The sequence below is a fragment of the Pseudomonas abyssi genome, assembly GCF_003444685.1.
GTDB lineage: Bacteria > Pseudomonadota > Gammaproteobacteria > Pseudomonadales > Pseudomonadaceae > Halopseudomonas > Halopseudomonas abyssi.
In genome coordinates this window covers 41,972-68,478 of the sequence record NZ_LMAZ01000003.1, presented here as the reverse complement: position 1 = coordinate 68,478, position 26,507 = coordinate 41,972, and the positions used below count along the sequence as shown (strand labels likewise).

The window sequence follows — 26,507 nt, the reverse complement described above, 5'->3', positions numbered from 1 at the left end:
CGGCGGCTCAGACATCTGGCCAGCCATAGTGTTGCAGGTTGACGCGACCACTGCGCACCAGCACGCCTTCGGCGCTCAGGCGTGCCCGTTGTTCCTGTCCTGCTGGTGTATCGGCGCCCAGCGACAGCTTGCCCTGGCTATTGAGCACGCGATGCCATGGCAGGCGTGAGCCCTCAGGCAACTGCCCCAGCCAGCGCCCGACCAGGCGTGCGCCGCGGCCCAGTCCTGCCAGCTCAGCCAGCTTGCCGTAGCTGGTAACGCGGCCTGGCGGGATGCTCGCCAGTGCCAGGAAAAAGGCGTCTCGGCGCGGGTCGGGGGGCTCGGCCCGGAACGTGCCGGACGTTTTCTGGTCTTTCATGCAAGGTTTTCTGTTTTCTCGACTATTCAGGGTATGCGTCGATGGTGTTGCGTCAGGTAGTAACAGGGTCGGTGTTGGCGGTGTTGTCGATGGGCAGTGTCGCCGATACGTTGTGGCTCGACAATGGGGATCGGGTGAGCGGCAAGGTGGAGTTTCTCGATGCAGGCAAACTGGTGCTGCGCACCGAGTACGCCGGCACGGTTTCGGTCAATATTGCTCGGGTGCGTACCTTTACCAGCGAAGAGCCGGTGCTGGTGCGCTTGAAGAACGGTAGTGAGTACACCGTGCAGTTGGCTGAGGCCGAGGAGCCGGGCCAGGTGCTGCTGCGCGTGCCCAATCGTCGCCCGGTGGCAACGCAGATCTCGTCGATTCAGCGCTTGCTGGTGCCCAGACCGGTGGTGCACGACATGGTCTGGGAAGGGGACATTACCGCAGAGTTGGACCTCAAGGATACCTCGGGTAACGAGAAGCGCGAGATCGATGTCGACCTGGCCTCCAGTCTGCAGCATGGCCGCTGGCGACATGACGTAGCGCTGGACTATGACCGTGACTATACCGATGACGTGGAGACCAGCCATACGCTGGACGCCTCCTATGATCTGAACCGCTTTCTTACCGACCAGTGGTTTTGGGCCAGCCGTCTGCGCTACAAGCGTGATCATCTGGGGGAGCTGGCGCGCCAGCGGCAATTTGGTACCGGCCCCGGTTATCAGTGGTGGAACAATGCGCTGGGGCGCTTTGAAACCTCGGTGCTGGCAAGTCGCTGGTGGACCGAGCAGCGCGACGGTACGCGCGACAAGTACGATGCATTGGGGCTGCAGTGGGATTATCGGCGCTACCTGTTCGGCAAGCGCTTCGAGTTGTTTCACAACGCAGAAACCCAGCTGCCGGATGATCCGGCGGTACGCTACCTGATGGACGCCGAGTTGGGCCTGCGCTACCGCCTGACCAATTGGGCGTCGCTGAGCATCAAAGGGGAGTGGGATTATCTCAACACCACGGATGACACCGGGTATCACGACACCACCTACACCCTGGGGCTGGGTGTGGGCTGGTAGTTTGAGCAAACGTGCCGGCGGCGGATGCCGCCGGCAAGGACTTGGCGCCTGGGCTTAAATGCGCAGACCGCCGTCCAGTTCAAGGATGCGACCGGTGTAGTAGTCGTTCTCGAACAGGTACGCCGCAGAGTGCGCAATCTCCGCCGGTTTGCCCATGCGCTTGAGCGGAATACCCGAGGTCATCTTCTCCAGCGCTTCCGGCTTCATGCTGCCGGTCATCTCGGTTTCGATGAAGCCCGGCGCGATACCGGCAACGCGGATACCGTAGCGCGACAGCTCCTTCGCCCAGGTCACTGTCATGGCGGCCACGCCGGCCTTGGCGGCGGAGTAGTTGGACTGGCCGATGTTGCCCGCACGTGAGATGGACGAGATGTTGATGATCAGGCCTGGTGTGCCCAGCTCAATCATCTTGGCGGCCACTTCACGGGTGCCGAGGAAAACGCCGGTCAGGTTGACGTCGATCACCGACTGCCACTGCGCCATGCTCATTTTCTGGATCTGGCCGTCTTTCGCCTTCAGCAGCAGGCCGTCGCGCAGGATGCCAGCATTGTTGATCAGACCGTGAATGGCGCCAAAGTCATCGGCCACCTGGTTCACCATGTGGGTGACCTGCTCTTCGTTGGCCACGTTGCAGATATAGGAACGAGCGTCTCCACCAGCCTGCTTGCAAGCCGCGACGGCAGCATCCAGTGCCTCCTGGTTGAGGTCGACCAGCGCCAGCCTGGCGCCCTTGGCTGCCAGGAACTCGCCCATGGCCCGGCCCAGACCCTGGCCGCCGCCGGTAATGATGATCACGCTGTCTTGCAGTTGCATCAGGCACTCCTCGTAGTGGGTAGTTGAAACAGGTGCGCAAGCATGCACCAGATTCAGTCTCTTTTGAAGACCTGAACCTGCATTCAAGTCACTTTCTGACTATGTCTCGGCGTTTGCCTTCCGGGCACCCGAATGGACGGCCAACCATTGATCGACAGGAACCTTGAAAGCTGCGACGGTCATACCCATATAGGCAAAACCTGTCCATTACGAGGTGCGTATGCCCCTGTTCAGATTCCTTCTTCTGCTCCTTCCCCTGTTTGAGCTGGCCAGCCTTATTCTGCTTGGCCAGCGTGTCGGGGTAGGCGCAACCCTGCTTTGGGTGCTGGGTACCGGCCTGCTGGGCCTGGTGCTGATTCAGCGCCAGGGCTGGTCGATGCTGCAACAATTGCAGATCCGCATGGCGGAAAACCGCTCCCCCTTTGCTGTGCTGAAAACCGGCATGTGGTGGTTACTGGCCGGTGTGTTGCTGATGATTCCTGGCTTGATTACCGACACCCTGGCTATTCCCTGCCTGGTCCTGGCACTGGTCTCGCGTGGAAAGCCCGCTCCGGGCGAGCTGGGCGGCCCGACGGTCTGGAAACAGGGGAATACCACCATTATTGAGGGTGAGTGGCGTGACGGCGAAGAGCCGCGTGCACCGCGGGACCAGCGAATCGAGCGCGATTGAAAAAAAAATCTTTGCGCGAGGCCTTGAAATGCCCCGTCGCAGCCCCATCTATCTGACACCGGTTTGGCAGGCCCAGGAGCTCCTGGGCCTTGAACAGCGATGCGCCAACAGGCGTATCCCCCACAGCGGCTCAGGCGGCTGTGGATTTCAACGTGGAAGCGCCGGATATCCGGCATTTGAGACTTAATATTGGGAGACACACAACGATGAAAATTCGTCCGTTACACGATCGCGTAGTCGTTCGTCGCAGCGAAGAAGAAACCAAGACCGCTGGCGGTATCGTGCTGCCCGGTTCGGCCGCTGAAAAGCCGAATACCGGCGTTATCGTTGCTGTAGGTACCGGGCGTCTGCAGGACAACGGCGAAGTCCGTCCGCTGGCCGTCAAAGAAGGCGACAAGGTGGTATTCGGTCCTTACTCCGGCAACAACACCATCAAAGTCGAAGGTGAAGAGCTGCTGATCATGAGCGAGTCCGAAATCTACGGTGTAATCGAAGGCTGATCCAGCTGCCGCTAACCCCTTAACGAATTCATTTGAAGGAAAGCAATCATGGCTGCAAAAGAAGTTAAATTCGGTATTTCCGGTCGCAACAAGATGCTGGACGGCGTCAACACGCTGGCCAATGCGGTAAAAGCTACTCTGGGTCCGAAGGGTCGTAACGTGCTGATCGAGCGCAGCTTCGGCGCGCCGCTGATCACCAAAGACGGCGTTTCCGTTGCCAAGGAAATCGAGCTGAAAGACAAGTTCGAAAACATGGGCGCGCAACTGGTTAAAGACGTTGCCTCCCGCGCCAATGACGACGCTGGTGACGGTACCACCACTGCCACCGTACTGGCTCAAGCCATCGTCACCGAAGGTCTGAAGGCCGTTGCTGCCGGCATGAACCCGATGGATCTCAAGCGCGGTATCGACAAAGCCACCGCCGGCATCGTTGCCGAGCTGAAAAACCTGGCCAAGCCCTGCGCCGACTCCAAGGCCATCGCTCAGGTAGGCACCATCTCCGCCAACTCTGACGAGTCCGTCGGCAGCATCATCGCTGAAGCCATGGACCGCGTCGGTAAAGAAGGCGTCATCACCGTTGAAGAAGGTTCCGGTCTGGAAAACGAGCTGTCTGTCGTAGAAGGCATGCAGTTTGACCGTGGCTACCTGTCTCCCTATTTCGTCAACAAGCCGGAAACCATGTCCGCTGACCTGGACAACCCGTACATCCTGCTGGTCGACAAGAAAATCTCCAACATCCGCGAGCTGCTGCCGGTTCTGGAAGCCGTTGCCAAGGCTGGTCGTCCGCTGATGATCGTTGCTGAGGACGTCGAAGGCGAAGCGCTGGCGACTCTGGTTGTCAACAACATGCGCGGCATCGTCAAGGTTGCTGCTGTGAAGGCACCGGGCTTCGGCGACCGTCGCAAGGCCATGCTGCAGGACATCGCCATCCTGACCGGTGGTACCGTGATCAGCGAAGAAGTGGGCCTGAGCCTGGAAACCACTACCCTGGAGCACCTGGGTCAAGCCAAGAGCGTGCAGATCAACAAAGACAACTCCACTGTTGTTGACGGCGCTGGCGCCAAGGCTGATATCGAAGCTCGCGTTAACCAGATCCGCAAGCAGGTTGAAGACACTTCTTCCGACTACGACCGAGAGAAGCTGCAAGAGCGTCTGGCCAAGCTGGCTGGCGGCGTTGCCGTGATCAAGGTTGGCGCTGCTACCGAAGTGGAAATGAAAGAGAAGAAGCACCGTGTAGAAGACGCGCTGCATGCTACTCGCGCTGCGGTAGAAGAGGGCGTGGTTCCTGGCGGTGGTGTTGCCCTGGTTCGTACCCTGGCTGCCATCGACGGTCTGACTGGCGACAACGAAGACCAGAACGTGGGTATCAAGCTGCTGCGCCGCGCTGTTGAAGCGCCGCTGCGTCAGATTGTTGCCAACGCCGGTGAAGAAGCCGCTGTGGTGCTGGAGAAGGTGCGCGGTGGCGAAGGCAACTTCGGCTACAACGCTGCTACCGGCGAATACGGCGACATGATCGCCATGGGTATTCTGGACCCGGCCAAGGTCACCCGCAGCGCGCTGCAGGCTGCTGCGTCCGTAGCCAGCCTGATGATCACCACCGAAGCCATGATCGCTGAGCTGCCGGAAGAGAAGCCGGCTATGCCTGACATGGGCGGCATGGGTGGCATGGGTGGCATGGGCGGCATGATGTAATCAGCCTCCTGGCAAACCCGAAACCCGGCTCGAAAGAGCCGGGTTTTTTTATGCGTCAAAAGCGCGCCCTCGCGTTGGGTGTATGAAAAAAACAGCCCCGCAGGCCCGGACAGGAAGGCGAAAAGGGTCTGGCTAGCGCTCCACAGTCGGACGCTGCTGGTCAAACGTAGGCGCGAAGTCGCTCTTCATTCACATCAGCCATTGCTTAACCCGCCAAGGCGGACCTGCTGCGCTGGTGTCTCTCCTGAAGCAGAACCACTGCGGTGGTCGTTAGCATGAAGCCGACGGCCGCCCAAAGCACGCCGGTGGCCAGCCCGCGATCCAGCAAGAGGCCGAACAGGATCGGGCCGATGACGCCACCCAGGTTGAAGCCGGTGGAGACGATGCCGAAGGTCTTGCCCTCGGCACCCGCCGGCGATGCTGCCCGCACCAGCATGTCACGCGAAGGGGCCACCATTCCGGTCAGGAACCCCGTCGCCCCCAAGGCGATCGTCAGGGCAATGGGGGGTAGCGCTACCTGGATAATCAGGACGACGATCAATGCCGCCAGCGCAAAGGCCCCCGCCGCGACATAGCCATGCCGGCTGGTGCGATCCGCCAGCACACCACCGGCCAGCACGCCAAAGGCGCTGGCAAACAGAAAGACTGTCAGTGCCAGGTTGGCTGCCGGCAATGTCACGTCAAAGCCCTGTACCAGCGCTGATACCGAAAACTTCTCGATAGCGCCTGTGCTCAGGCTGAGCAGAGTGAACAGCAACGTCAGGACTGCCAGCGTCATTACTGATGTGGACACCGGGCGGGTCCCGGCGTTGTGCGATCCACCGGCAATGGCATCGCGATGGTGGTTTGTTGTCGGTGTGCTGCTGATCATCACACCCCAGGCAGCCAGCCCGGCCAGTGCGGCAACGGCAAAGGACCAGCGGGGTGCCAGAAGCAGTGCAACGCCAACCATGACCGGCGGTGCCAGAGCCCCACCCAGAAAACCTGCGAAGGTATGAATTGAGAAGGCTCTGCCCATTTTGTCGATAGGCAGACCGCGTGACAAAAGCGAGTAATCGGCCGGGTGGTAGACCCCGTTGGCCAGGCCAGCAAGGGTCATGGCGACGAGCAGAGATGGGTAGCTGGGGAATACGGCGACCAGTCCGAAGCTGAACGCCCCCAGCAGGAGTGCGGCCATCAGCATCCGCCGGGCTCCCAGCCGATCAACCAGATAGCCGAGCGGCACCTGTACCAGCGCAGAAACGATATTGAACAGACCGATCGCAAAGCCCAGCTCGACAAAGCCGACTTGCATGGTGTCAGGTAGCAGCGGCAGCAGCGCGGGGAGTGCCATGATGTGCAGATGGCTGACCAGATGGGCGATGGATACCTGCCCCAATAACAGATTGGGTGACGACTTCATTTCAGTCCCTCGTTATTCCCCTGCCGGGGATCAGCCGCAGAGCGTATCCAGTACGGTTGCAAGTTTTTTGACTGCCGCTTCCAGTTCATGGGGCGCATGAGCGGCGAACCCCATCAGGAAACCCGCCTGGTGCCTGCTCGATGCGTGCAGGGCTGCTAGTCCCAGCAGGTCGATGCCGGCCCGGCGCGCAGATTCCACTGCCTCATGTTCGGGGAGGTCACGGGTGAACAGGCAGGGCATCTGCATGCCACCTGCGGGCACGCGTGGTTCCAGATAGTCAGCCAGGTGCTCTGTTATCAACTGGGCCAGTACATCGCGTCGCTTGGCATAGATGGATCGCATGGTTCGCACATGTGCGCCGAAGTGACCGTCGTCGATAAAGCGTGCCAGCGTGAGTTGCGGAATCGGTGCGCTGTGTCCGTCAAGCAGGGTGCGGGCCACGGTCATGGGGGCGACCAATGCGGGAGGCAACACCATGTAGCCGATGCGCAGCCCGGGAAACAGCGATTTGGTGAAGGTGCCGATGTAGATAGTGCGATCGTGCGGATCAAGCCCCTGTACGCAGGCGGTAGGCTTGCCGGCGTAGTGAAACTCGCTGTCGTAATCGTCCTCGATGATCCAGCCTTGCTGCTGGCTGGCCCAGTCGATGACTGCCAGCCGCCGATCCAGGGCCAGTGTCGCTCCGCTAGGGAACTGATGCGATGGCGTAAGGAACACCGCCTTCGCCGCCCCATTGGCTGCCTGTGTTGACTCGAGCAGTTGGTCCACGCGCAGTCCGTCCGAGTCCACAGGGATGGGCACGCACTCCAGGCCGGCAGCATCGAATGCCTTGCGTGCCCCGTGATACGCCGGATCTTCGATAAAAATCCGGTCACCAGCGTCGAGTAATACCTGGGCGCACAGGGTCAAGGCTTGCTGGGAGCTGGTCAGCACCAGTACGCGTTCAGGCGTGGCGCGTGCCCCACGTTCAAGATTGACGTAGTTGGCGATGGCGCGCCGCAGTGACTCCATGCCCTGTGGCGGGCTATGCAGCAATGCCTGCGTGCCGTAATCCTTCAACACCTGTCGCTCCAGCCGCTCCCAGGTCTGCAGTGGAAAACTGCGTGTCTCGGGGACACCCGGCGCAAAGGCACGTGGCAGCAGAAAGTCGCGTACGCCACCACCCTGAAATAGGGCGCTCCCACGCTGGCTGAGACGTGTTGTCTCGTGCTGTGTTCTGGGGCGTGCTGTATTGCCGAGGCCTTGCAGGCGTTGCGCACGCTCTGAGACAAAGCTGCCGCTACCCACCCGCCGTTCGATGAAGCCCTCCGCGTGCAGCTGGCTGTAGGCTGACTCAACCGTGTCGCGGGACACCCCCAAAGACTTTGCCAGCGCACGTGTCGCGGGCAGCGGTCTGCCCACATCGAGCACGCCATCAAGGATCAGTTGACGAATGGCCCGCTGCACACGTGCATGCAGCGGCAGGGCGGCATGCGCCGGATCACTGATCCAGGCTTTGACTGATTCAAGTTGGGCATGCCTGAACAATTGGTCTGATCCTCTGTGCAGAATTGGCTGGTATAACCAGGCCATTTTAAGGGTATAAATATATTTCACAACCCGCCCAGTCATGTTTCAGGAGCCAACATCAGGCCATGTCATCTGTCTCTGCACCTTCCTCTGTTCGCGGGAGCGACTTGCTCCATCCTGTTCTGGCAGGTCTGATCTCGGTTATCGTCAACTACGGCGGTACCTTCATCCTGGTGTTCCAGGCCGCCAAGGTAGCGGGGCTTGGCCCTGAGTTGACCGCCTCCTGGGTGTGGTCGATTTCCATTGGTGTGGGCGTGACGGGGATCCTCCTGAGCTGGGCTTCCCGTGAGCCGGTCATCACCGCCTGGTCCACCCCGGCAGCCGCTTTCCTGGTCACGGCGCTGGCGACTACGTCCTATGCCGAAGCTGTGGGTGCTTACCTTGTTTCGGCTGCGGCTTTTGTGGTGCTGGGGTTGTCGGGCTGGTTCGAGCGGGTTATCCGTTTGATCCCGCCGGGCGTGGCTGCCGGCTTGCTGGCCGGCATCCTGCTCCAGTTCGGTATCGGGGCGTTCGGTGGAATGAGCATCGACCCGCTGCTGGCTGGGGGGCTGATCGTTGCTTACCTGGTGTTCAAGCGGTTCTCGGCGCGCTATGCGGTGGTCGGCATTCTGCTGCTAGGGCTTGGCTTTCTGCTGGTTCAGGATCGCGTCGACCTGTCGGAGCTGAGGCTGGAACTGGCGACACCGGTTTTCACCATGCCGGTCTTCTCCCTCAATGCGCTATTGAGCGTGGCGCTGCCGCTGTTCCTGATCACCCTGACCGGACAGTACATGCCAGGCATGCTGGTATTGCGTAACGACGGTTTTAAAACCAGTGCCAACCCTATTGTGATGATCACCGGGCTGGGTTCGTTGCTGATGGCGCCATTCGGCTCGCACGCCTTTAACATCGCTGCGATCACGGCCGCCATCTGTACCGGCCAAGAGTCACACGCAGAGCCATCCAAGCGCTGGATCTCCGGTATCGCTGCGGGCGTGTTTTATATCCTGGTCGGCGTGTTCGGGGTCACATTGGCTGCGGTTTTCATGGCGTTTCCGGCGACCTTCATCACCACGCTGGCAGGCTTGGCGTTGCTCGGCACCATCGGTGGCAGTCTTGCCAGCGCGATGGCTGATACCAAGACCCGCGAAGCCTCGTTGATCACTTTTCTGGCTGCGGCCGGCAACATCAACCTGCTGGGTATTGGTGGTGCTTTCTGGGGGCTGGTGATCGGGCTGGCGGCGTATGCGCTGCTGCACGGCCGGCTACCCCAGCGGACAGCGGCATCGACTGTCGCGCCGGCATCGACTGAAGGGAGCACACGCTGATGAGTATGGTATCCGAGACCCCAACCAGCCACGATCAACACGGTCGCTACCCCGAAGCTACAACGGTTGAGGAGGTTCGCCGCAATCTGGCTGCGGTGCAGGCGCGGATCGTTGCCGCTTGCCAGCGCGTTGGCCGAGACCCGGCAACGGTGCGCCTGCTACCCGTCAGCAAGACCAAGCCCGAAACACGTTTACGGTTAGCCCATGCTGCAGGCTGCAGGATGCTGGGTGAAAACAAGCCACAGGAGGCGTACCGCAAATGGACGGCGATGCAGGATTTGACCGATCTGCGCTGGTCGGTCATCGGCCATCTGCAGACCAACAAGGCCAAACTGGTCGCACGTTTCGCGACCGAGTTTCAGGCGCTGGACAGTGTGCGTGTCGCTGCCGCGCTGGATCATCGCCTGCAGCTGGAAGGCCGCACGTTGAACGTGTTTGTGCAGGTCAATACTTCGGGAGAGTCCAGCAAGTACGGACTCAGCCCCGACGCAGTACCGGCCTTCCTGCAGGCGCTACCGGCATTCACGACCTTGCGGGTCCGTGGACTGATGACGCTGGCGCTGTTCTCCAGCGATGCCGAACGGGTGCGTCAGTGCTTTGTGCGGCTGCGAGAGCTGCGTGATCGCCTGCGTCAGGACGCGCCGCCAGGCATGGTGCTGGATGAGCTTTCAATGGGCATGTCGGGTGACTTCGAAATTGCTATTGAGGAAGGCGCCACCGTGGTGCGCGTCGGCCAGGCCATCTTTGGCGCCCGTCCAATGCCGGATAGCTATTACTGGCCCGGTGAACCCAGCACAAAGGAACCGAAAACATGAAAACCGCCATTGCCATCCGCCATCTGGCTTTTGAAGACCTCGGAACGCTGGAGCCGCTGCTGCAGGCTCGTGGCTATACCGTGCGTTATCTGGATGCCACCGTAGATAGTCTGTATGCGGCCGATACGCTATCGGCCGACTTGCTGGTGCTGCTGGGTGGCCCCATCGGCGCCTTTGATGATCCCGCCTATCCTTTCATTACTGATGAGTTGGCGGTGATCAGGCACCGCCTGGAGAGTAAGCGCCCACTGCTGGGCATTTGTCTGGGTGCTCAGTTGATTGCACGCGCTTTGGGCGCCAGTGTCAGCGGCATGGGGGGCAAGGAAATCGGCTTCGCGCCATTGACGCTCACCGCGGAGGGGAACGCTTCGCCGCTGGCAGCGCTGGGCGATGTGCCGGTGCTGCACTGGCACGGTGATCGCTTCGACATGCCTGCCGGCGCCACGCGGTTGGCGGGAACAGCCATCTGTGCCAACCAGGCTTTCAGGGTGGGTAACCACGTACTGGCCCTGCAATGCCACCTGGAGGCGGACCCCCGGCGTATTGAGCGCTGGCTGGTCGGCCATGCGTGCGAACTGGCACTCGCTGGCATCGATCCGTGTGCTCTGCGTGCCGAGGCGCAGGCGTTGCAGTCCGATCTGCCGCAGGCCGCACGGGCGGCGTTTGCAGCTTGGCTGGATGAGGTTGAAGCAGCGCCATCAGGGGGGATGTCACCATGACCGCCTCTCTGTCTTTGCCCTGCTCAGTTCAAGCTTTGCCTGTCGATGTGGTGTCGGTGCAGTCACAGGTTGTGTATGGCCGGGTTGGTAACAATGTTGCCGTGCCGACGCTCGAAGCGCTGGCATTGTCGGTGGCTGCGGTTCCTACCGTTATGTTCAGCAATACGCCGTATTACCCGACAATGCACGGTGGCGCGCTGCCCCTTGAGTGGTTCGGTGGCTACCTGAATGACCTGTCGGCTCGCGGTGCGCTGCACGCCTTGCGCGGTATTCTGGTCGGCTATCTTGGTAACGCCCGGCAGGTTGATGCGCTGGCGCCCTGGATTCGGGCGCGGCAGCGGCAGCAGACCGATTTGCGCGTCGTGATTGATCCGGTGCTGGGCGATACCGATCACGGCATCTATGTCGATCCGGGTCTTGTGGATGCGTATCGCCGGGATCTGCTGCCGCTGGCCGAGGGCTTGACGCCCAACGGATTCGAGCTGGGGCGCCTGACCGGGCGGCCGGTGAATGATGTTGAAAGCGTGGTTGCCGCCGCCCGCACCTTGCTGACCGGACGCACGCAATGGGTTGCCGTCACCAGTGCGGCACCTGATACCTGGGCCGCTGACGAAATGCAGGTCGTGCTCGTCACCCGCACCCAGGCTGAAGTTATCGCGCATCCGCGCCTCACTGCGACCCCCAAGGGCACTGGCGACCTGTTCTGTGCCAGCTTGGTCGGGCATTGGATCAATGGTGTCGATCTGTCGGAGGCGGCCACCCGCGCGTGCCGCCACGTCGTTAGCGTGTTGCAGCGTACCCAGCAGGCGCAATGCGCTGAATTGCTGCTGCCCCTGACTGGCCGATGCAATGCCGGCAGGGCGGTGGATCATGCGTCAGTCAGCAAATTTACCTACAGGATTTTTCCATGCAAGCAGTCACTTCCCATCTGATGCGCGCCTATGCTCGTCAACCGGTCTCCTTCGTGCGTGGTAACGGCGCGCAGCTCTGGGATGAACAGGGTGTTGAGTACCTGGATGCGATTGCCGGTGTCGCGGTCACCAGCCTTGGTCACGCTCATCCGGAGATTGCTGCTGTCATCGCCGATCAGGCAAAGACACTGCTTCACACCTCCAACGTGTTTGGCATCGACTGGCAGGAGCGGCTGGGAGAACGACTGTGCGCGTTGACCGGGATGCAAAGCGCCTTTTTCTGCAACTCGGGCGCCGAAGCCAACGAGACGGCTATCAAGCTGGCCCGGCTGCACGCCCATCGTAAACAGGTCCTGCAGCCGCAGATACTGGTCATGGGAAATGCCTTCCATGGCCGCACCCTGGCGACACTCGCCGCCACAGACAATCCGGCTAACCAGCAGGGCTTCGGGCCGCTACCCGAGGGCTTTCTGCGGGTCCCCTACAACGACATTTGTGCAGCACGCGAGGCGGCCGAACACTGCCCGGACATTGTCGCGGTGCTGATCGAGCCGGTGCAGGGTGAAGGCGGCATTCGGGTGGCCAGTGCTGACTACTTACGCGAGCTGCGCTCACTCTGTGACCAGCATGGCTGGCTGTTGATGCTGGATGAGATTCAAACCGGCCTGGGCCGCACAGGCGCCTGGTTCGGCTATCAGATAGCGGACATCGAGCCGGACGTCATAACGCTGGCAAAGGCCCTGGGTAACGGGTTTCCTATCGGCGCCTGCCTGGCGCGCGGTGCGGCGGCTGATCTGTTTTCTCCCGGTCTGCACGGTTCGACTTTCGGCGGTAATCCGCTGGCCTGCAGGGTGGCCTTTACCGTGCTCGACATCATGGCGCGAGAGCGGCTGGCGGAACGGGCTGCGGTGCAGGGTGCTCGTTTGCTCGCGGGGTTGCAGCAGGCGCTGGGCGCTCATCCGCATGTCACTGCCATCCGTGGTCAGGGACTGATGGTAGGAATCGAGCTGGATCGGCCCTGCAAGGAGCTGGTGGGACGCGCGCTGTCCGAGCAGCAGCTGCTTATTACGGTGACCCGAGATACCGTCATTCGGCTATTGCCGCCGCTTACCTGCACTGACGAGCAAATCGACGACATTGTGCTGCGTCTTACCCGCCTGCTGTCGATGGGGACGGAGGTGGGTGTGATGAAAGTTCAACCTAGCGCAGAGCTGGAGCCCGCGACCTGATTTGCGAAGTGAACCCGCAAGTGACGGTGGGCGTAGTTGAGCTGAATGACGCTCGCCGTCCTGAATAGGCCAATCCCGAATTTCAGAGAAAGGAACAACCCCATGTACGACACCTCCCTGGCGCTCAGCGACTTTGACCCAGAGCTGGCCGATGCGGTTAAGCAAGAAGAACGCCGGCAGCAAGACCACATCGAGCTGATTGCGTCAGAGAACTACGCTAGCCCGCTCGTGATGGCCATGCAGAACTCGGTATTCACCAACAAGTACGCTGAGGGCTACCCCGGTAAGCGCTATTACAGCGGCTGCGAGCATGTGGACGTTGCTGAGCGCCTTGCTATCGAACGGCTCAAGAGGCTGTTTGACTGCGATTATGCCAACGTCCAGCCCCATGCCGGTGCCCAGGCCAACGCGGCCGTATTTCTGGCGCTAACCAATCCCGGCGATACGGTGATGGGTATGAATCTGGCCCAGGGTGGCCATCTTACCCACGGCAATCCGTCCAACTTCTCGGGTCGCCTTTACAAGATCGTGCCTTACGGGCTCAACCCGGAGACCGGGCTGATCGACTACGACGAGATGGAACGCATCGCTCTGGAAACCCGGCCCAAGATGCTGATAGGCGGGTTCTCCGCCTACTCGCGTTACAAAGACTGGGCACGCATGCGCTCGATCGCCGACAAGGTGGGCGCCATCTTCTGGGTGGACATGGCTCACGTGGCTGGACTGGTTGCGGCGGGGGAGTACCCCAATCCGCTGCCCTATGCCCATGTCGTCACCAGCACCACCCACAAGACGCTGCGCGGCCCACGCGGCGGCATCATTCTGGCCAAAGGTCAGGGTGATGACTTTTACAAGAAGCTCGATTCTGCTGTGTTCCCGGGCACCCAGGGCGGCCCGCTGATGCATGTCATCGCCGCCAAAGCCATCGCCTTCAAGGAGGCGCTGCGGCCGGAGTTCAAGACCTACCAGCGCCAGGTGGTTGCCAACGCCCGGGCGATGGCGGCCGTGCTTCAGCAGCGTGGCTACAAGATCGTCTCGGGCGGCACCGACAACCACCTGATGCTCATCGATCTTGCCGCCAGGCCTTACACCGGCAAGGAGGCTGATGCGGCCCTGGCGGATGCCTACATCACGACGAACAAGAACTCGGTGCCCAATGATCCGCGCTCACCTTTCGTCACCTCAGGCATACGCATTGGTACGCCAGCCTTGACTACGCGTGGCTTTGGGATCGTCGAGTGCGAACAGGTGGCGGGTTGGTTGTGCGACGTGCTGGATGCAATGGCAACCGGTGTAGACGAACTGACAGCAGTGCGTGACCGGGTGCGGGAGCAAGTGGTGACGTTGTGCCGTCGTTATCCGGTATACGGCCCATGCTCGTGCGATTGATTGCGGGAGTCGGGTTGCCGAGCGCTGCTGTGCTAGGGCAATTCAGCGCTCCTCCTTGCTGGTAATGTTTTACTAGACAGTTCTTTGTAAGACATTTCCTACAAGCCGTGTACGCCTTTGCCACCAAGAAGCGTGGGTCAGCGGTGATTTTTCATGTGATTTTATTTTAAGTGTATGAATTTAAAAGATTTTTATTTTACCCAGGCACGAGAATGAATGTCATTCGAGGCTTGCGCTCAGTCCTGAAAAGCTTATTATCTACCCAAGCGCGACGGATAGCGCTGCTCGGCAGGGAGCTTGAGCTAGGGATTTTCAGGACGATGAAGCCAGGATGGCTGGACATGGAAAGCATGAAAGGACTAAAGAGTGGGCCGGTTTACCGGCCCCTTTTTTTTGCCTGAAATTTGCTGCCTTTCGGCCGCACTGCAAGCCAGATCGGTGCTGGCCGGATCAAACGCAAAGGCGTGTCTGCGCGTGATACTCCCGCACCCTGACTACCTTCTGCGCCAAACAACACAGCAGTACCCGACCGCGCAAACGTGGTAAGGCGCACCTGCACGATGTGCCTAAAACCTGCCTGAGGCGCATAAAAAAACCGGCTGCAAGAGCCGGTTTTCGAGGGGCATGCAGGTGACCTGCTTAGCGCTCCAGGTATTGCAGCTTGTCCGGTACGCCATCCCACTCTTCGGCGTCGGGCAGGGAGTCTTTCTTCTCGGTGATGTTCGGCCAGACTTCGGCCAGGTCGGCGTTCAGCTCGATGTACTCATCCATACCTTCGGGGATCTCGTCCTCGGAGAAGATCGCGCTGGCCGGGCACTCTGGCTCACACAGGGCGCAGTCGATGCACTCGTCCGGGTGGATAACCAGGAAGTTCGGGCCTTCGTAGAAGCAATCGACCGGGCAGACCTCAACGCAATCGGTGTACTTGCACTTGATGCAGTTGTCGGTAACAACAAAGGTCATGGTCAGGTCTCCATCGTATTAGGCGAGAAAAAGCTGGCGCGTAGTCTATCAGTTTTTTTTAGAGGGTATAGGGTTCAGCGCTTTTTTGTGCTGATAAACGCATGATCTCTCCTGTTTAATGCAAATAAGTATCATTTGTCGCTTGATTAGGCCCATTCCCGTTTCAGCTGGTATAGCAGATCGAGTGCCTGGCGTGGGCTTAGATCATCGATGTCGATGTCTTGCAGTTGCTCCACCAGGGGGTGTGCCGCACTGGCAAACAGGTCGCTCTGGAACGGCTGCTGCGCGCTCGCCGGGCGGTTGCTCTGTTCGAGACTCTGCTGCTCCAGCTGGGCCAGGTGCTCGCGTGCGCGCTCAATGACCGGGCGGGGAACGCCGGCCAGCTGGGCTACCTGCAGGCCATAACTCTGGCTGGCCGGGCCGGGTTGCACGTTGTGCAGGAACACGATGCGCTCGTTGTGTTCGGTGGCATTCAGGTGCACGTTCACGACGCCTGGGTCACTGTCGGCCATGCCGGTTAGCTCAAAGTAGTGGGTGGCGAACAGGGTAAAGGCGCGTGCCCGCGCCAGGTATTCAGCGGCGGACCAGGCCAGCGACAGGCCGTCGAAGGTGCTAGTGCCACGGCCCACTTCGTCCATCAGCACCAGGCTTTGGTCGGTGGCGTTGTTGAGAATATTGGCGGTCTCGCTCATCTCGACCATAAAGGTCGAGCGGCCGCCGGCCAGGTCATCGCTTGAGCCGATACGGGTAAAGATACGGTCCACGCAAGACAGCTCCACGGCTGCGGCTGGTACAAAGCTGCCGATATGCGCCAGCAGGGTGATCAGCGCCGTCTGGCGCATATAGGTCGATTTACCGCCCATGTTCGGCCCGGTAATGATCAGCATGCGGGTGTCTGGGTCCAGTGCCAGGTCGTTGGCGACGAAGGGTGTCTCCAGTACCTGTTCCACCACCGGGTGGCGGCCCTGGGTGATCTGCAGCTGGCTGCCCGCGATAAACTGCGGGCGGCAGTAATCCAGCGTGCCGGCGCGTTCGGCCAGGGTACAGAGCACATCGATTTCGGCCAGGCTGGCGGCGCTGGTTTGTAGGGCGGCCAGGTCTTCATTCAGGCGGTCGAGCAGTTCGTCGTACAGTTGCTTCTCGCGCGCCAGTGCGCGGCTGCGCGCTGACAGGGCTTTGTCTTCAAAGGCTTTCAGCTCAGGGGTAATAAAGCGCTCGGCACCCTTGAGGGTCTGGCGGCGGATGTAGTCGACCGGCGCCTGATCCGATTGGCTGCGTGACAGCTCGATGTAGTAGCCGTGGACCCGGTTATAGCCGACCTTGAGGGTATTGAGGCCGGTGCGTTCGCGCTCGCGGGTTTCCAGGTCGATCAGGTACTGGCCGGCGTTTTCGCTGATGTTCTGCAGCTCATCCAGCTCGTCGTCGAAGCCGGCTTTGATCACGCCGCCGTCGCGCAGCACCGCCGGCGGGTTGTCGATCACCGCGTTGGCCAGCAGCTCGGCCAGGTCGGGGTAGGTGCTGACCTGCTCGGCAAGGGCACGCAGGTGCGGTGCTTCAACCGGTTGCAGGCAGTCCTGCAGCGCGGGCAGGGCGGCCAGTGCATCGCGCAGGCGCGCCAGGTCACGGGGGCGGGCGGAGCGCAGGGCCACGCGGGCCAGAATACGTTCGATATCGCCAATGCCTTTGAGCTGAGGCTGCAGGTCTAGATAGAACTGCTGATCCAGCAGGGTGCTGATACTGTCCTGGCGGGCGCCGAGCACCTGCATGCCGCGCAGTGGGCGGTTCAGCCAGCGTGCCATCAAACGGCTGCCCATGGCGGTGGCGGTGTGGTCGAGCACGTCGAGCAGGGTATTGTCGCGGCCACCGGACAGATTCTGGTCGATTTCCAGATTGCGACGGCTGGCGCTGTCGATGATCACGCTGTCTTCAAAGCGCTCGTGGCTGATGCTGCGAATGTGCGGCAGGGCGGTGCGCTGGGTTTCCTTGGCGTAGCTGAGCAGAGCGCCGGCGGCGCCCAAGCCCAGGCGCAGATCGTTGCAGCCAAAGCCGACCAGATCCTTGGTGCCAAATTGCTGGGTCAGGCTCTTGAAAGCGCTGTCCTGATCAAACTCCCAGGGCGCCCGGCGCCGCACGGCGCGGCGACGTTCAATCGGGGTGTTGCTCTCCCAGTCATCCGGGATCAGCAGTTCGGCGGGGGCCAGGCGCTCCAGCTCGCCGAGCAGAGTCTCCCAGCCGCGCAACTCCATGACCACAAAGCGGCCACTGTTGATGTCCAGTGTGGCTAGCCCAAAGCCCTTTTCAGCGCCGACCAGTGCTGCCAGCAGGTTGTCGCGACGCTCGTCCAGCAGGGCCTCGTCGCTGACCGTGCCAGGGGTAATGATGCGCGCGACCTGACGCTCGACCGGCCCTTTGCTGGTGGCCGGGTCGCCCACCTGTTCGCAGATGACGACCGATTCGCCGAGCTTCACCAGACGCGCGAGGTAACCCTCGGCTGAGTGATAGGGGATGCCGGCCATGGGAATCGGCTGGCCGCCGGATTGGCCGCGTGCGGTCAGGGTAATGTCGAGCAGGCGCGCAGCTTTTTTGGCGTCGTCATAAAAGAGCTCGTAAAAATCACCCATGCGATAGAACAGCAGCTGCTCGGGGTGCTGCTGCTTGATGCTGAAATATTGCTGCATCATCGGGGTATGGGCGGTGGCTTCGGGTTTGCTCTTTTTCATCAATAACTCGACTTGCGCTGCGGATGAGGGCGCGCCTTTGCGGGGCGCCGTTGCCGGTGAGGCGCAAGGTTACCACGGCGTTGCAGCGCCCTGCAGGGGGAGTCGGGAGAGAATTCTCGGGCGGGACCTGACTTGCCTGTCAGTTGATCTGGCGTGCCCTGATGCGGCGGCGGTAGCGCTGATCCTGGTCCATACTGGGGCCCGGTTGCAGGTTGCTAATAATGAAGGGTAATGACATGGAGAGCATCCAGGCGGATATCGAGGCGGTTTATCGTCGGGAGTCCCGCCGCGTGTTGGCCACCTTGCTGCGCTTGCTCAATGGTAATTTCGATCTGGCGGAAGAGGCGCTGCAGGAGGCCTTTTTGGAGGCTGTGAAGCACTGGCCTGCGCGGGGCATTCCCGAGAATCCGCGCGCCTGGCTGGTGTCCACCGGCCGTTTCAAGGCGATCGACCAGTTGCGCAAGCGCGGGCGGCGGGATGCCTCGCTGCAGCGACTGGTGGAGACTCTGGACGATCAGGATGCGGACTGGGAGGCCCCGAGCGTGGTTGGGGATGATCGCCTGCGACTCATCTTCATCTGCTGCCACCCGGCCCTGTCGCCCGAGGCGCAGGTGGCACTGACCCTGCGTGAGGTGTGCGGGCTGACGACTGAGGCCATTGCTGCAGCCTTTCTGGTGCCGGTGCCAACCTTGGCACAGCGCATTGTGCGCGCAAAGAACAAGATTCGCGACGCTGCTATCCCCTATGAGGTCCCTGGCCCGGCGGACCTGGCATCGCGCCTTTCTGGTGTGTTGCAGGTGATCTATCTGGTGTTCAACGAAGGCTATTCGGCCTCCAGTGGGGAACAGCTTATGCGCCGTGAGCTATCGGCCGAGGCGCTGCGGTTGGGGCGCTTGTTGCACGAGTTGCTGCCAGCGCCCGAGGTAACCGGGCTGCTGGCATTGATGATGCTGCACGACGCCAGGCAAGCCGGGCGGGTCAACAGCGATGGCGACCTGGTACCGCTTGATGAACAAGACCGCAGTGTGTGGGACCAGGCGCAAATTCAAGAAGGGGCGCGCCTGGTCACGCTGGCGCTGACCGGGCGTGCCCCAGGACCCTTTGCTGTGCAGGCGGCCATCGCGGCGTTGCACGCCCAGGCGCCAAGCGCAGATGACACCGACTGGGCCGAGATTGTCGGCCTCTACAACCTGCTGCTGCAGATGCAGCCCTCACCGATAGTCGAGCTGAACCGCGCGGTGGCCATTGCCATGCGCGACGGGCCTGGCGTTGGGCTGGAACTGATAGAGCGCCTGGAGCGTGACGGCGCGCTGGGCAGTTACTACCTGCTGCCGGCAGCGAGGGCCGACCTGCATCGACGCGCCGGTCAGCGCGATCTCGCTCTTATCGCCTACCAGCAGGCCCTCGACCTCACCCAGCAACAGACCGAGCGACGCTTCCTTGTGCGGCGTATGGCCGAACTGGATTAAAAATTTTCTTCAGTGTGTCGAATTGCCCCGTGTTCGTACGACTAGTGTTGGCAAGCCTCTATTTCAAAGGAGAAAGATGCCATGAGCTATATCGACGGTTTTGTCATTGCGGTACCCCGGGAGAATCGCGAGAAGTTTGTTCATCACGCCGGCGTGGCTGACCCGGTATTTATCGAGTGGGGCGCCACGCGGGTGCTGGAGTGCTGGGAAGATGATGTGCCGGACGGCACCCTGACGGACTTTCGTCGTGCCGTGCAGGCCACGGAGGACGAGGCGGTGGTGTTTTCCTGGGTCGAATGGCCGGACAAGGCAACCCGCGATGCAGCGCTGGCCAGAATGATGTCCCCGGAGATGGGCGATCCGCGTCTGGATCCTGAGACAAACCCTATGCCCTTTGATGGTAAGCGTATGATTTATGGCGGCTTTGTTCCCGTCGTCCAGCTGCACAACCCCGCATAGAGCGCGCAGGAGTCAAAGGATGATCAATAAGCACGGTGAATTTATCTGGTACGAACTCTGTACCCCTGATGCTGACGGCGCACAGGCGTTCTACAGCGCAGTGATTGGTTGGGATATTGCGGACAGCCTTACGCCCGGTATGGACTACCGCATAGTTCACGCCACCGATGACGAAAATGGCGAACGGGTCCCGGTTGGGGCCTTGGCGCAGCTGTCGGACGAGATGCAAGTGTGCGGCGCGCAACCGGTGTGGCTTGGTTACATCGCTGTGGACGATGTCGATGCCAGCGTGAACCGCATTGTCGCCGCCGGCGGGGCGGTGTCCATGCCGGCGACGGATATTGCGGACGTCGGGCGAATTGCCCTGGTGACCGACCCGCAGGGCGCACCCTTCTATCTGATGCGCGGCATTCATGAGAGTCCCAGCGCGGCATTCGCAGCGGATCGGCCGCGGGTTGGTCACTGCGCCTGGAATGAACTGGCCACCACGGACCCGGAGGCGGCCAAAAATTTTTATTTTGCCGAGTTCGGCTGGACCAAGGATGGCGAGCTGCCAATGGGGGCTCAGGGGAACTATGAGTTCATTCGGCACAACGGCCTGATTGGCGCCGTCATGCCAAAACCGGATGAACGGCCCGGCTCATTGTGGAGCTACTATTTTCGTGTGGCGAATATCGATCTGGCCGTTGAGGCTATCGGTACCTCTGGCGGTACGCTGGTCATGGGGCCGGAGGAGATTCCGGGTGGCGACTTTATCGTGATTGGCATTGACCCACAGGGCGCGCTTTTTTCGCTGATCGGAACCAGACCAGCGCAGTCTTGAATATCCTAGGAGGTGACATGCAAAGCGGAACCACAACCAGGGTCAGCGTGGCAACCTGCCTCTGGTTTGATGACCAGGCAGAGCAGGCCGCTGAGTTCTATACCTCACTCATCCCAGGCTCGCGCATTCACAGCCGAATGCGCGATGCGATCGACGCGCCGCCCCTGCTGGTCGAGTTTACCCTCGGCGGGTCGCCCTATCAGGCGCTCAACGGAGGCCCGCATTTTGTACACTCGGAAGCGGCGTCCATCTCGGTACTGACCGACAGCCAGGAGGAGACAGACCGGCTCTGGGCAGCGCTGACGGCCGATGGTGGGTGCGAAAGTCAGTGTGGCTGGCTGAAAGACCGCTTCGGTGTTTCATGGCAAATAGTGCCGCGCCGGTTTATCGAGCTGCAGGGCTCGGATGACAAGGCCGCAGTGCAGCACGCGCGTCAGGCGATGTTCAGCATGCGCAAACTGGATCTGGCTGCCCTTGAGGCTGCCTTCTATGGTGCAGCGCCCGCGGATGGAGAAAACGCATGAAATATCTGTGTCTGGTCTACTACGACGAACAGAAAATGCAGCAGCTGTCGCAGGACGAATGGGATGCGTTGAATCGTGAGTGTATTGCCTGTGTCGCGGACTTGCAGGCCAGCGGGCACTTTCTTGAAGGCGCACCGCTGTTGTCGACCGAGACGGCTACCACTGTGCGGGTACGTGATGGCGGCCCCATGATCACCGATGGTCCCTTTGCCGAGACCAAGGAGCAGTTGGCGGGCTTTTACATGCTGGAGGCGCGCGACTGCAACGAAGCCATCCGGCTGGCGCAGAAGATTCCTCCTGCGCGCTACGGCAGCGTAGAGATTCGCCCGGTGAGAGAGTTGATGGAGGAGGGTAATCGGAAGTAGGGCTACTCAAGGCCATGCTCCTGCGCGGCCAGGCTTATCAGCGCGGGTGGTCGCCGGGCAGCAACACCGTTACTGACGCCCGTCCAGCAGCCCCATGTCCATCGCCTTGATAGCGGCTTCCGCGCGGCAGTTGATCTGCAGCTTCTGGTACACAACCTTCAGGTAGCTGGCGGCGGTGTGGGGCGAGATGCCTAGCTCCTGAGCGGCGCCCTTGACGCTCAGTCCGCGAGCGATGAGTTGCAGTAATTGCTGCTCCCTTGGCGTCAATGCGTCACTGGGGGAGGCCGGGGCGGGGCGAAACTGTTCCAGGATACGTCGGGCAATGGAGGCCGAGAGCGGTGGTTTGCCTTGCACGATGCCACCGAGCTGGGCAACGAAGGCCTGCTCATCTTCGTCTTTCAACAGGTAACCGTCGGCGCCGGCGCGCAGCGCGGCGAACAGGTGCTCAGCGTCATCAAAAATAGTGGTGACAATGCACTGCGTCTGCGGGCTTTGGTTCTTGAGCTGCGGTAATAGGTCAACGCCATTGCCATCGGGTAAGCCGAGATCCACCAAGGCCAGCTGATAGCGGTTGTGTTTTATCAACTCGTTAGCCTGCGCCGAGCTGCAGGCTAGGTCGACGGGACATTGGCCCAACGCCTCGTGCAAACGCTGTGTCAGCCAGTCGGCGACTTGCGGCATATCCTCAATGATCAATACCCGGTTGGTGGTTTGCATGTCCGCGCTCCCTGCTGAAAATGCGCTGTGCGATGTCACAATAATGGCGCTAGTATCGTTTCGATCACGTCAATTGATTTTAAACGGCTTGGGATAAAACCGAGACTTTCCTAAAGTCGCGCCGAATGAAAACAAGATCAACCCCCTTGATGTGGGGGCAAGGGAGTTGCTAAGGATGGTGCCGCTGCGAACCAAACTGCTCGCCGGACTGGCGGTAATTGTGCTGTATGGTTTTTGGATAATTCAGTTGGCCCTGTCGTTGCCGGCCAGCGAGCTGCAATTCAGCCAGCAGGGCGATCAATTGCTGGCCGCAGGTCCGGACGCCGCGCCGCGCCCGGTTGAGGCGATGCTGATAGGCGGCACGGCGCTGCCGGCCCGTGCGGTGCTGGTTATTGAGGAGCCGGATGTGTTGCCGGCATACAGCGATATCAACCAGGTTTTTGCTGAACACACACAACTGCTGCAGGCGTTGGAGGCCGGCACCCTGTGGGTGCGTTACCAAGACGGCAGTGAGCAGCAATTACATCCGGTAGCACGCGGCTTGATGCAGTTGCCGGCTATGTTCTGGCTGCAACTGTTGTGTGGCTTGGCTGGCATGGTGATATGCATGCTGGTGTGGGTTCCGGGTGAGCGCAACCTGGCGACCCGCTCCTTTGCCTTGTCCGGTCTGGGGTATCTGCTGGCATCTTCGACGGCCGCTGTGTATAGCACGCGTGAGCTGTTTATTGACGGTGACTTGTTCCGCGTTCTGTCCGGTTTTAACCATTGCGGCGCAATGTTGTTTTCTGCAGCGGTCAGTGCTTTTCTGTGGAGCTACCCGCGGCGCGCGCCGTCCGTCTGGATCCCGCTTGCGCTTTACGCTGGCTTTGTCTCGTGCATGACGCTAGACCAGCTGCAGCTCACCGCCTCGCCGGTCGAGGGCTTCCATCTCTGGGTTATTGGCGTGTTTATGATCGGACTGTCGGGCGCTGTCTGGCAGTGGCGGCAAACCCGCAATAGCGCGGCTGACCGCTCGGCTTTTCGCTGGGTGTTGTTATCCATTATTGCCGGTACGGTGTTCTTTTCGGCCGGCATGATCTTGCCAGCCATTTTGCAGGTAGCAGTGCCCCATGCTCAGGGGCCGTTGTTGGCTACCTTTTTACTGATGTACGCCGGCATGGCGTTGGGAGTAACCCGCTACCGTCTGTTTGAACTGGAGCGCTGGTGGTTCTCAATCTGGAGCTGGCTGTTGGGCGGGCTGGCGGTGCTGCTGACGGATTTGGCGCTAGCGTCGTTGCTGACCCTCTCTGGCCCTACTGTACTGGCTGCCTCGGTGGCCTTGGTGGGGTGGGTGTACTTTCCTGTGCGGCAGTTTATCTGGGGCCGTTTGACCGTGCGACGTCAGCGTGGTCTGGATACCTGGTTGTCACAAGCGCTGCCGGTAATGCTGCAAGCTCAGCGCAGTGACCAAGCCGACAGCGCCGTGGAGCAGGCTTTGCTGGCGGTATTCCAGCCGCTGCGTGTCGAGCGCTTGGGACGCAAGGCGCAGCGCCCTCAGGTGGTCGACAACGGAGATGCGCTGCAAGTCCCTGGGCCATCGGGAGAGGGTGACTATGTGCTGTTACATGCGGAGCAGGGGCGTCGACTGTTTACTCGTCAGGATGTTCAACTGGCTCGCTTGGTGCTGTCGCTGGACAACCTCGTGCTGCACTCGCTGACCGCACGGGTAGAAGGCGCAACCGAGGAGCGCAATCGTATCCGCCAAGATATCCATGACGACTTGGGGGCCAAGCTGCTGCAACTGCTACACACAGCATCGGGTGATTCGCGGCAACTGGTGCGCGAGGCGATTCGTGACTTGCGCGAGTTATTGCACAACATGGATGGCCACGAGGTGCGTCTGGATGTGGCGGCATCTCGTTGGCAGGAGGAAACGGCAAACCGTTGCCAGGCCCGCGGCGTTATTTTGCATTGGCAACAGATACTGGGCGAGCAGTCGCTGAGTGCGGGGCAGTTCAGTCATTTGACCCGGGTGCTGCGAGAAGCGGTCAGTAACGCCCTGCGCCACGCTACGCCTACCGAACTGCGCGTGCAGTTGAGTCAACAGGGAGGCGTCACGCTACAGTTGCGGGTCGAGAATGACGGCGTTGCCTTGGCTGAAACAGCCACCAGTGGGCGCGGCCTGCAGATCATGCAGGCCCGTGCTCGCCAGCTGGGTGGTGAGCTGCAGCACGGGTGCGTGCAGCAACGCTGGTGGCTGGCGCTGCAGGTGCCGATTGGTCCACCCGATACTCCCGCTGCAGATTGATCACCCCCCGTATTCACGGGCTAACCTGCCTTGCGGTGTTGCCTTTAAATGGCAGCATCTACACAAGGAAGGCAACTGGCCATGAAACTGAAAACACTTGCTCTGCTCCCACTGGCGCTTGCGCTCACCGCCTGCCTGAGCGGCGGTGGCGGGGGCGGCGGTGGAGATAGCGCCGCCGCCGGTAAAACCGGTCGCCTGATTGATTCGGCTGTTGCCGGGGTGAGTTACAGCACTGCCCAATTCAGCGGCACCACCAATGCTGACGGTGAATACCTTTACCACGAAGGTGAGACGGTGACCTTTCGTATCGGTGATATCGTATTTCCGGCCGTGACTGCCAAGGGCGTGCTGACACCGCTTGATCTGGCCGGCAGTACGGATATCAACGACCCGGTGGTGATCAATATTGCCCGCCTGCTGCAAACCCTGGACGAAGACGGCAACCCGGATAACGGCATCCTCATTCCCGAGTTGAGCACCACCGCGGCGCTGGACTTCAACCTGCCGGTGGCAGACTTTGCTGCCGCGGTGCAGGCTGCGCTGGGGGTTACCCTGATCAGTCAGGCCGATGCATTGGCGCACCTGCAGAACGAGCTGGATGAACTCAACGGCGGAACCACCGACCCCGGGCGGGAGGCTGCAACTGTGCCTGCCGGCCTGGTGGGCGTGTATCAGTTTCTGTTTGAAGAAGTCACCGCCGGCTCCGGGATTCAGGACGGGGTGATTGATGAGTATCAGGTGACCGCCGATGGGCGGCTGATCCTGCCGGGCGGCAGCGAGCTGAGCAACCCGGTGTATATCTCCGACTCGCACGTCGAGATCGCCTGGCACGACAGCAATACCGGTCTGGGCTATGCGCTGAGCAACGCCAATACCGGCGTCATCAACGAGTTGAACGTCAGTGAGGGGCTGTTTGGCGACGCAGGCTATGTGTTTTACGGCTCCTACGTACCCTACAGCCCCACCACTGGTAATGTGCCGCAGGCGTTGCTGGATCTGGCCGGCAGTTACAGCACCCAGCCGTATTTCAGCAAGGCGGGTAATCGCCATGGCTGGGCTGTGGGTGACGAGTTGACGCTGGATATCGACAGCGTCAGCGGCGTTATCGACATCGCCGGCATCTACCAGCTTGATCCGGCGGACAGCAGCTTTTCCTGGACGGACAAAACGGGCACCAATCCGCGCTTTAACCCCCACTACGAGGTGCTCTACAAGGTTGGCGACAGCGACATTAAGCTGCTGCTGTACCGTCAGCCGGGCGAGGGGCTCAATGGCTGGCGCCTGCAGGATGACGCGAACGCCGCCGATGGGGTCAACGTTGCCAGTGAGGTGATGCCCTTGATTGCAACGCATCAGGCCTACGTTGATGCGCTGGATGCGCTGCTGCCGGCAACCCTGACTGTCATAGCCCAGGACGGCACCTACAACTCGGGGCTGGACGGGGCGGTTTGTACCCAGTACGCCTTTGATTTGGATTACGGCGCCACCAACGGCAAGCCGCGCATCTTGTTCAATCAGCTTGGCAGCCCGGCCAAGACCACCAAGGAGTACATTGCCTCCAGCGCTGCCTATAGCGAGCAGGGGAGTGCCGTCAGTCTCTACTGGAGCGGGTTTGATCTGACAGTCGACGGCAGCACCTTGACCGCGACCGTGATTAAGCTCGGCGAGCCGATCAACGAGGTACTGAGCAACGACAGCAGCGCTATCGCCGCCGTTTGCCCTTGAGCGCGAACATAACGCCGGCAGCC

24 protein-coding genes are annotated in these 26,507 nt (G+C 60.9%); 17 read left to right on the top strand and 7 right to left on the bottom strand.

The window, feature by feature from the left end; translation table 11 throughout:
* Positions 1 to 7: 7 nt before the first annotated feature.
* Entirely contained in the window at positions 8 to 358 is a 351-nt protein-coding gene (locus tag ASB58_RS10850) for an MGMT family protein (RefSeq protein ID WP_118130686.1), read from the bottom strand.
* A 41-nt stretch (positions 359 to 399) separates the two neighbouring features.
* Here ASB58_RS10850 and ASB58_RS10845 point away from each other — a divergent pair, with 41 nt between their 5' ends.
* Positions 400 to 1,416: a DUF481 domain-containing protein gene (locus ASB58_RS10845; RefSeq protein WP_096002908.1), complete on the top strand. Its 1,017-nt coding sequence runs from the start codon at positions 400 to 402 to the stop codon at positions 1,414 to 1,416.
* 54 nt (positions 1,417 to 1,470) lie between these two features.
* Here the strand turns inward: ASB58_RS10845 and ASB58_RS10840 are convergent, their stop codons facing one another.
* Positions 1,471 to 2,229, bottom strand: a complete 759-nt coding sequence (locus ASB58_RS10840) for an SDR family oxidoreductase (RefSeq protein WP_096002907.1) — start codon at positions 2,227 to 2,229, stop codon at positions 1,471 to 1,473.
* Between the two features lie 220 nt (positions 2,230 to 2,449).
* Between ASB58_RS10840 and ASB58_RS10835 the strand changes: the two genes are divergently transcribed.
* The 3 genes from ASB58_RS10835 to groL all read left to right on the top strand — a co-directional run bounded on the left by ASB58_RS10835 (position 2,450) and on the right by groL (position 5,091).
* Positions 2,450 to 2,899 (top strand): FxsA family protein, encoded by a 450-nt coding sequence (locus ASB58_RS10835; RefSeq protein WP_118130684.1) that lies wholly within the window; start codon positions 2,450 to 2,452, stop codon positions 2,897 to 2,899.
* A 206-nt stretch (positions 2,900 to 3,105) separates the two neighbouring features.
* Complete coding sequence (locus ASB58_RS10830) at positions 3,106 to 3,399, top strand: co-chaperone GroES (RefSeq protein WP_096002905.1); 294 nt, start codon at positions 3,106 to 3,108, stop codon at positions 3,397 to 3,399.
* Between the two features lie 48 nt (positions 3,400 to 3,447).
* Positions 3,448 to 5,091 (top strand): chaperonin GroEL, encoded by a 1,644-nt coding sequence (groL, locus tag ASB58_RS10825; RefSeq protein ID WP_096002904.1) that lies wholly within the window; start codon positions 3,448 to 3,450, stop codon positions 5,089 to 5,091.
* A gap of 205 nt (positions 5,092 to 5,296) precedes the next feature.
* Here groL and ASB58_RS10820 read toward each other — a convergent pair whose 3' ends face one another.
* Positions 5,297 to 6,493, bottom strand: coding sequence for an MFS transporter (locus ASB58_RS10820; RefSeq protein ID WP_118130682.1), 1,197 nt, complete (start codon positions 6,491 to 6,493; stop codon positions 5,297 to 5,299).
* A 30-nt stretch (positions 6,494 to 6,523) separates the two neighbouring features.
* Positions 6,524 to 8,020 carry a MocR-like pyridoxine biosynthesis transcription factor PdxR gene (pdxR, locus tag ASB58_RS10815; RefSeq protein WP_118130679.1) on the bottom strand — a complete coding sequence of 499 codons (1,497 nt, stop codon included), beginning with the start codon at positions 8,018 to 8,020 and terminating at the stop codon, positions 6,524 to 6,526.
* Positions 8,021 to 8,127: 107 nt separating this feature from the next.
* On the opposite strand from pdxR, the gene ASB58_RS10810 reads away from it, so the two are divergent.
* From ASB58_RS10810 to glyA, 6 genes are all read left to right on the top strand, one after another.
* Positions 8,128 to 9,369 carry a benzoate/H(+) symporter BenE family transporter gene (locus ASB58_RS10810; RefSeq protein ID WP_118130677.1) on the top strand — a complete coding sequence of 414 codons (1,242 nt, stop codon included), beginning with the start codon at positions 8,128 to 8,130 and terminating at the stop codon, positions 9,367 to 9,369.
* Positions 9,369 to 10,184, top strand: coding sequence for a YggS family pyridoxal phosphate-dependent enzyme (locus tag ASB58_RS10805; protein WP_118130675.1), 816 nt, complete (start codon positions 9,369 to 9,371; stop codon positions 10,182 to 10,184). Before ASB58_RS10810 ends, ASB58_RS10805 begins: the two co-directional genes overlap by 1 nt.
* Positions 10,181 to 10,903, top strand: a complete 723-nt coding sequence (locus tag ASB58_RS10800) for a glutamine amidotransferase (RefSeq protein WP_118130673.1) — start codon at positions 10,181 to 10,183, stop codon at positions 10,901 to 10,903. The genes ASB58_RS10805 and ASB58_RS10800 overlap by 4 nt, the downstream gene beginning before the upstream one ends.
* Positions 10,900 to 11,835 carry a pyridoxine/pyridoxal/pyridoxamine kinase gene (gene pdxK, locus ASB58_RS10795; protein WP_118130671.1) on the top strand — a complete coding sequence of 312 codons (936 nt, stop codon included), beginning with the start codon at positions 10,900 to 10,902 and terminating at the stop codon, positions 11,833 to 11,835. Before ASB58_RS10800 ends, pdxK begins: the two co-directional genes overlap by 4 nt.
* Positions 11,811 to 13,043, top strand: a complete 1,233-nt coding sequence (locus tag ASB58_RS10790) for an aspartate aminotransferase family protein (protein WP_118130669.1) — start codon at positions 11,811 to 11,813, stop codon at positions 13,041 to 13,043. Before pdxK ends, ASB58_RS10790 begins: the two co-directional genes overlap by 25 nt.
* A gap of 102 nt (positions 13,044 to 13,145) precedes the next feature.
* On the top strand, positions 13,146 to 14,432 hold the full coding sequence (gene glyA / locus ASB58_RS10785; protein ID WP_118130667.1) for a serine hydroxymethyltransferase: 1,287 nt from the start codon (positions 13,146 to 13,148) through the stop codon (positions 14,430 to 14,432).
* A gap of 639 nt (positions 14,433 to 15,071) precedes the next feature.
* Here glyA and fdxA read toward each other — a convergent pair.
* Positions 15,072 to 15,395, bottom strand: coding sequence for a ferredoxin FdxA (fdxA, locus tag ASB58_RS10780; protein ID WP_083724410.1), 324 nt, complete (start codon positions 15,393 to 15,395; stop codon positions 15,072 to 15,074).
* Positions 15,396 to 15,541: 146 nt separating this feature from the next.
* A complete protein-coding gene (gene mutS, locus ASB58_RS10775) occupies positions 15,542 to 18,115 on the bottom strand; it encodes a DNA mismatch repair protein MutS (protein ID WP_118130665.1) in 2,574 nt (857 codons plus the stop codon).
* Positions 18,116 to 18,336: 221 nt separating this feature from the next.
* Between mutS and ASB58_RS10770 the strand changes: the two genes are divergently transcribed.
* The 5 genes from ASB58_RS10770 (at position 18,337) to ASB58_RS10750 (ending at position 21,755) form a co-directional block, all read left to right on the top strand.
* Positions 18,337 to 19,584: an RNA polymerase sigma factor gene (locus ASB58_RS10770; RefSeq protein ID WP_202974625.1), complete on the top strand. Its 1,248-nt coding sequence runs from the start codon at positions 18,337 to 18,339 to the stop codon at positions 19,582 to 19,584.
* A gap of 81 nt (positions 19,585 to 19,665) precedes the next feature.
* Positions 19,666 to 20,043, top strand: coding sequence for a DUF1428 domain-containing protein (locus ASB58_RS10765; RefSeq protein WP_118130663.1), 378 nt, complete (start codon positions 19,666 to 19,668; stop codon positions 20,041 to 20,043).
* 19 nt (positions 20,044 to 20,062) lie between these two features.
* Complete coding sequence (locus ASB58_RS10760) at positions 20,063 to 20,866, top strand: VOC family protein (RefSeq protein WP_118130661.1); 804 nt, start codon at positions 20,063 to 20,065, stop codon at positions 20,864 to 20,866.
* A 17-nt stretch (positions 20,867 to 20,883) separates the two neighbouring features.
* Positions 20,884 to 21,390, top strand: a complete 507-nt coding sequence (locus tag ASB58_RS10755; protein WP_118130659.1) for a VOC family protein — start codon at positions 20,884 to 20,886, stop codon at positions 21,388 to 21,390.
* The gene (locus tag ASB58_RS10750) at positions 21,387 to 21,755 is read left to right on the top strand and encodes a YciI family protein (protein ID WP_118130657.1); all 369 of its coding nucleotides are present in this window, start codon (positions 21,387 to 21,389) and stop codon (positions 21,753 to 21,755) included. Before ASB58_RS10755 ends, ASB58_RS10750 begins: the two co-directional genes overlap by 4 nt.
* Positions 21,756 to 21,824: 69 nt before the next feature.
* On the opposite strand, the gene ASB58_RS10745 is transcribed toward ASB58_RS10750, so the two are convergent.
* A complete protein-coding gene (locus ASB58_RS10745; RefSeq protein ID WP_118130655.1) occupies positions 21,825 to 22,472 on the bottom strand; it encodes a response regulator in 648 nt (215 codons plus the stop codon).
* 175 nt (positions 22,473 to 22,647) lie between these two features.
* Between ASB58_RS10745 and ASB58_RS10740 the strand changes: the two genes are divergently transcribed.
* Both ASB58_RS10740 and ASB58_RS10735 read left to right on the top strand, forming a co-directional pair.
* Complete coding sequence (locus ASB58_RS10740) at positions 22,648 to 24,759, top strand: sensor histidine kinase (RefSeq protein ID WP_118130653.1); 2,112 nt, start codon at positions 22,648 to 22,650, stop codon at positions 24,757 to 24,759.
* An 81-nt stretch (positions 24,760 to 24,840) separates the two neighbouring features.
* Positions 24,841 to 26,484 carry a hypothetical protein gene (locus ASB58_RS10735; protein WP_118130651.1) on the top strand — a complete coding sequence of 548 codons (1,644 nt, stop codon included), beginning with the start codon at positions 24,841 to 24,843 and terminating at the stop codon, positions 26,482 to 26,484.
* Positions 26,485 to 26,507 lie beyond the last annotated feature (23 nt).

Excerpts from the sequence above, each read along its gene's own strand:
- ASB58_RS10790 (WP_118130669.1), top strand. The coding sequence starts at position 11,811 with ATGCAAGCAGTCACTTCCCATCTGATGCGCGCCTATGCTCGTCAACCG.
- ASB58_RS10740 (WP_118130653.1), top strand. The coding sequence starts at position 22,648 with ATGGTGCCGCTGCGAACCAAACTGCTCGCCGGACTGGCGGTAATTGTG.
- ASB58_RS10800 (WP_118130673.1), top strand. The coding sequence starts at position 10,181 with ATGAAAACCGCCATTGCCATCCGCCATCTGGCTTTTGAAGACCTCGGA.
- ASB58_RS10810 (WP_118130677.1), top strand. The coding sequence starts at position 8,128 with ATGTCATCTGTCTCTGCACCTTCCTCTGTTCGCGGGAGCGACTTGCTC.
- ASB58_RS10830 (WP_096002905.1), top strand. The coding sequence starts at position 3,106 with ATGAAAATTCGTCCGTTACACGATCGCGTAGTCGTTCGTCGCAGCGAA.
- ASB58_RS10755 (WP_118130659.1), top strand. The coding sequence starts at position 20,884 with ATGCAAAGCGGAACCACAACCAGGGTCAGCGTGGCAACCTGCCTCTGG.
- ASB58_RS10760 (WP_118130661.1), top strand. The coding sequence starts at position 20,063 with ATGATCAATAAGCACGGTGAATTTATCTGGTACGAACTCTGTACCCCT.
- mutS (WP_118130665.1), bottom strand. The coding sequence starts at position 18,115 with ATGAAAAAGAGCAAACCCGAAGCCACCGCCCATACCCCGATGATGCAG.
- ASB58_RS10735 (WP_118130651.1), top strand. The coding sequence starts at position 24,841 with ATGAAACTGAAAACACTTGCTCTGCTCCCACTGGCGCTTGCGCTCACC.
- ASB58_RS10750 (WP_118130657.1), top strand. The coding sequence starts at position 21,387 with ATGAAATATCTGTGTCTGGTCTACTACGACGAACAGAAAATGCAGCAG.
- ASB58_RS10845 (WP_096002908.1), top strand. The coding sequence starts at position 400 with ATGGTGTTGCGTCAGGTAGTAACAGGGTCGGTGTTGGCGGTGTTGTCG.
- pdxK (WP_118130671.1), top strand. The coding sequence starts at position 10,900 with ATGACCGCCTCTCTGTCTTTGCCCTGCTCAGTTCAAGCTTTGCCTGTC.
- ASB58_RS10840 (WP_096002907.1), bottom strand. The coding sequence starts at position 2,229 with ATGCAACTGCAAGACAGCGTGATCATCATTACCGGCGGCGGCCAGGGT.
- ASB58_RS10765 (WP_118130663.1), top strand. The coding sequence starts at position 19,666 with ATGAGCTATATCGACGGTTTTGTCATTGCGGTACCCCGGGAGAATCGC.
- glyA (WP_118130667.1), top strand. The coding sequence starts at position 13,146 with ATGTACGACACCTCCCTGGCGCTCAGCGACTTTGACCCAGAGCTGGCC.
- fdxA (WP_083724410.1), bottom strand. The coding sequence starts at position 15,395 with ATGACCTTTGTTGTTACCGACAACTGCATCAAGTGCAAGTACACCGAT.
- groL (WP_096002904.1), top strand. The coding sequence starts at position 3,448 with ATGGCTGCAAAAGAAGTTAAATTCGGTATTTCCGGTCGCAACAAGATG.
- ASB58_RS10805 (WP_118130675.1), top strand. The coding sequence starts at position 9,369 with ATGAGTATGGTATCCGAGACCCCAACCAGCCACGATCAACACGGTCGC.
- ASB58_RS10820 (WP_118130682.1), bottom strand. The coding sequence starts at position 6,493 with ATGAAGTCGTCACCCAATCTGTTATTGGGGCAGGTATCCATCGCCCAT.
- ASB58_RS10835 (WP_118130684.1), top strand. The coding sequence starts at position 2,450 with ATGCCCCTGTTCAGATTCCTTCTTCTGCTCCTTCCCCTGTTTGAGCTG.
- ASB58_RS10745 (WP_118130655.1), bottom strand. The coding sequence starts at position 22,472 with ATGCAAACCACCAACCGGGTATTGATCATTGAGGATATGCCGCAAGTC.
- ASB58_RS10850 (WP_118130686.1), bottom strand. The coding sequence starts at position 358 with ATGAAAGACCAGAAAACGTCCGGCACGTTCCGGGCCGAGCCCCCCGAC.
- ASB58_RS10770 (WP_202974625.1), top strand. The coding sequence starts at position 18,337 with ATGAAGGGTAATGACATGGAGAGCATCCAGGCGGATATCGAGGCGGTT.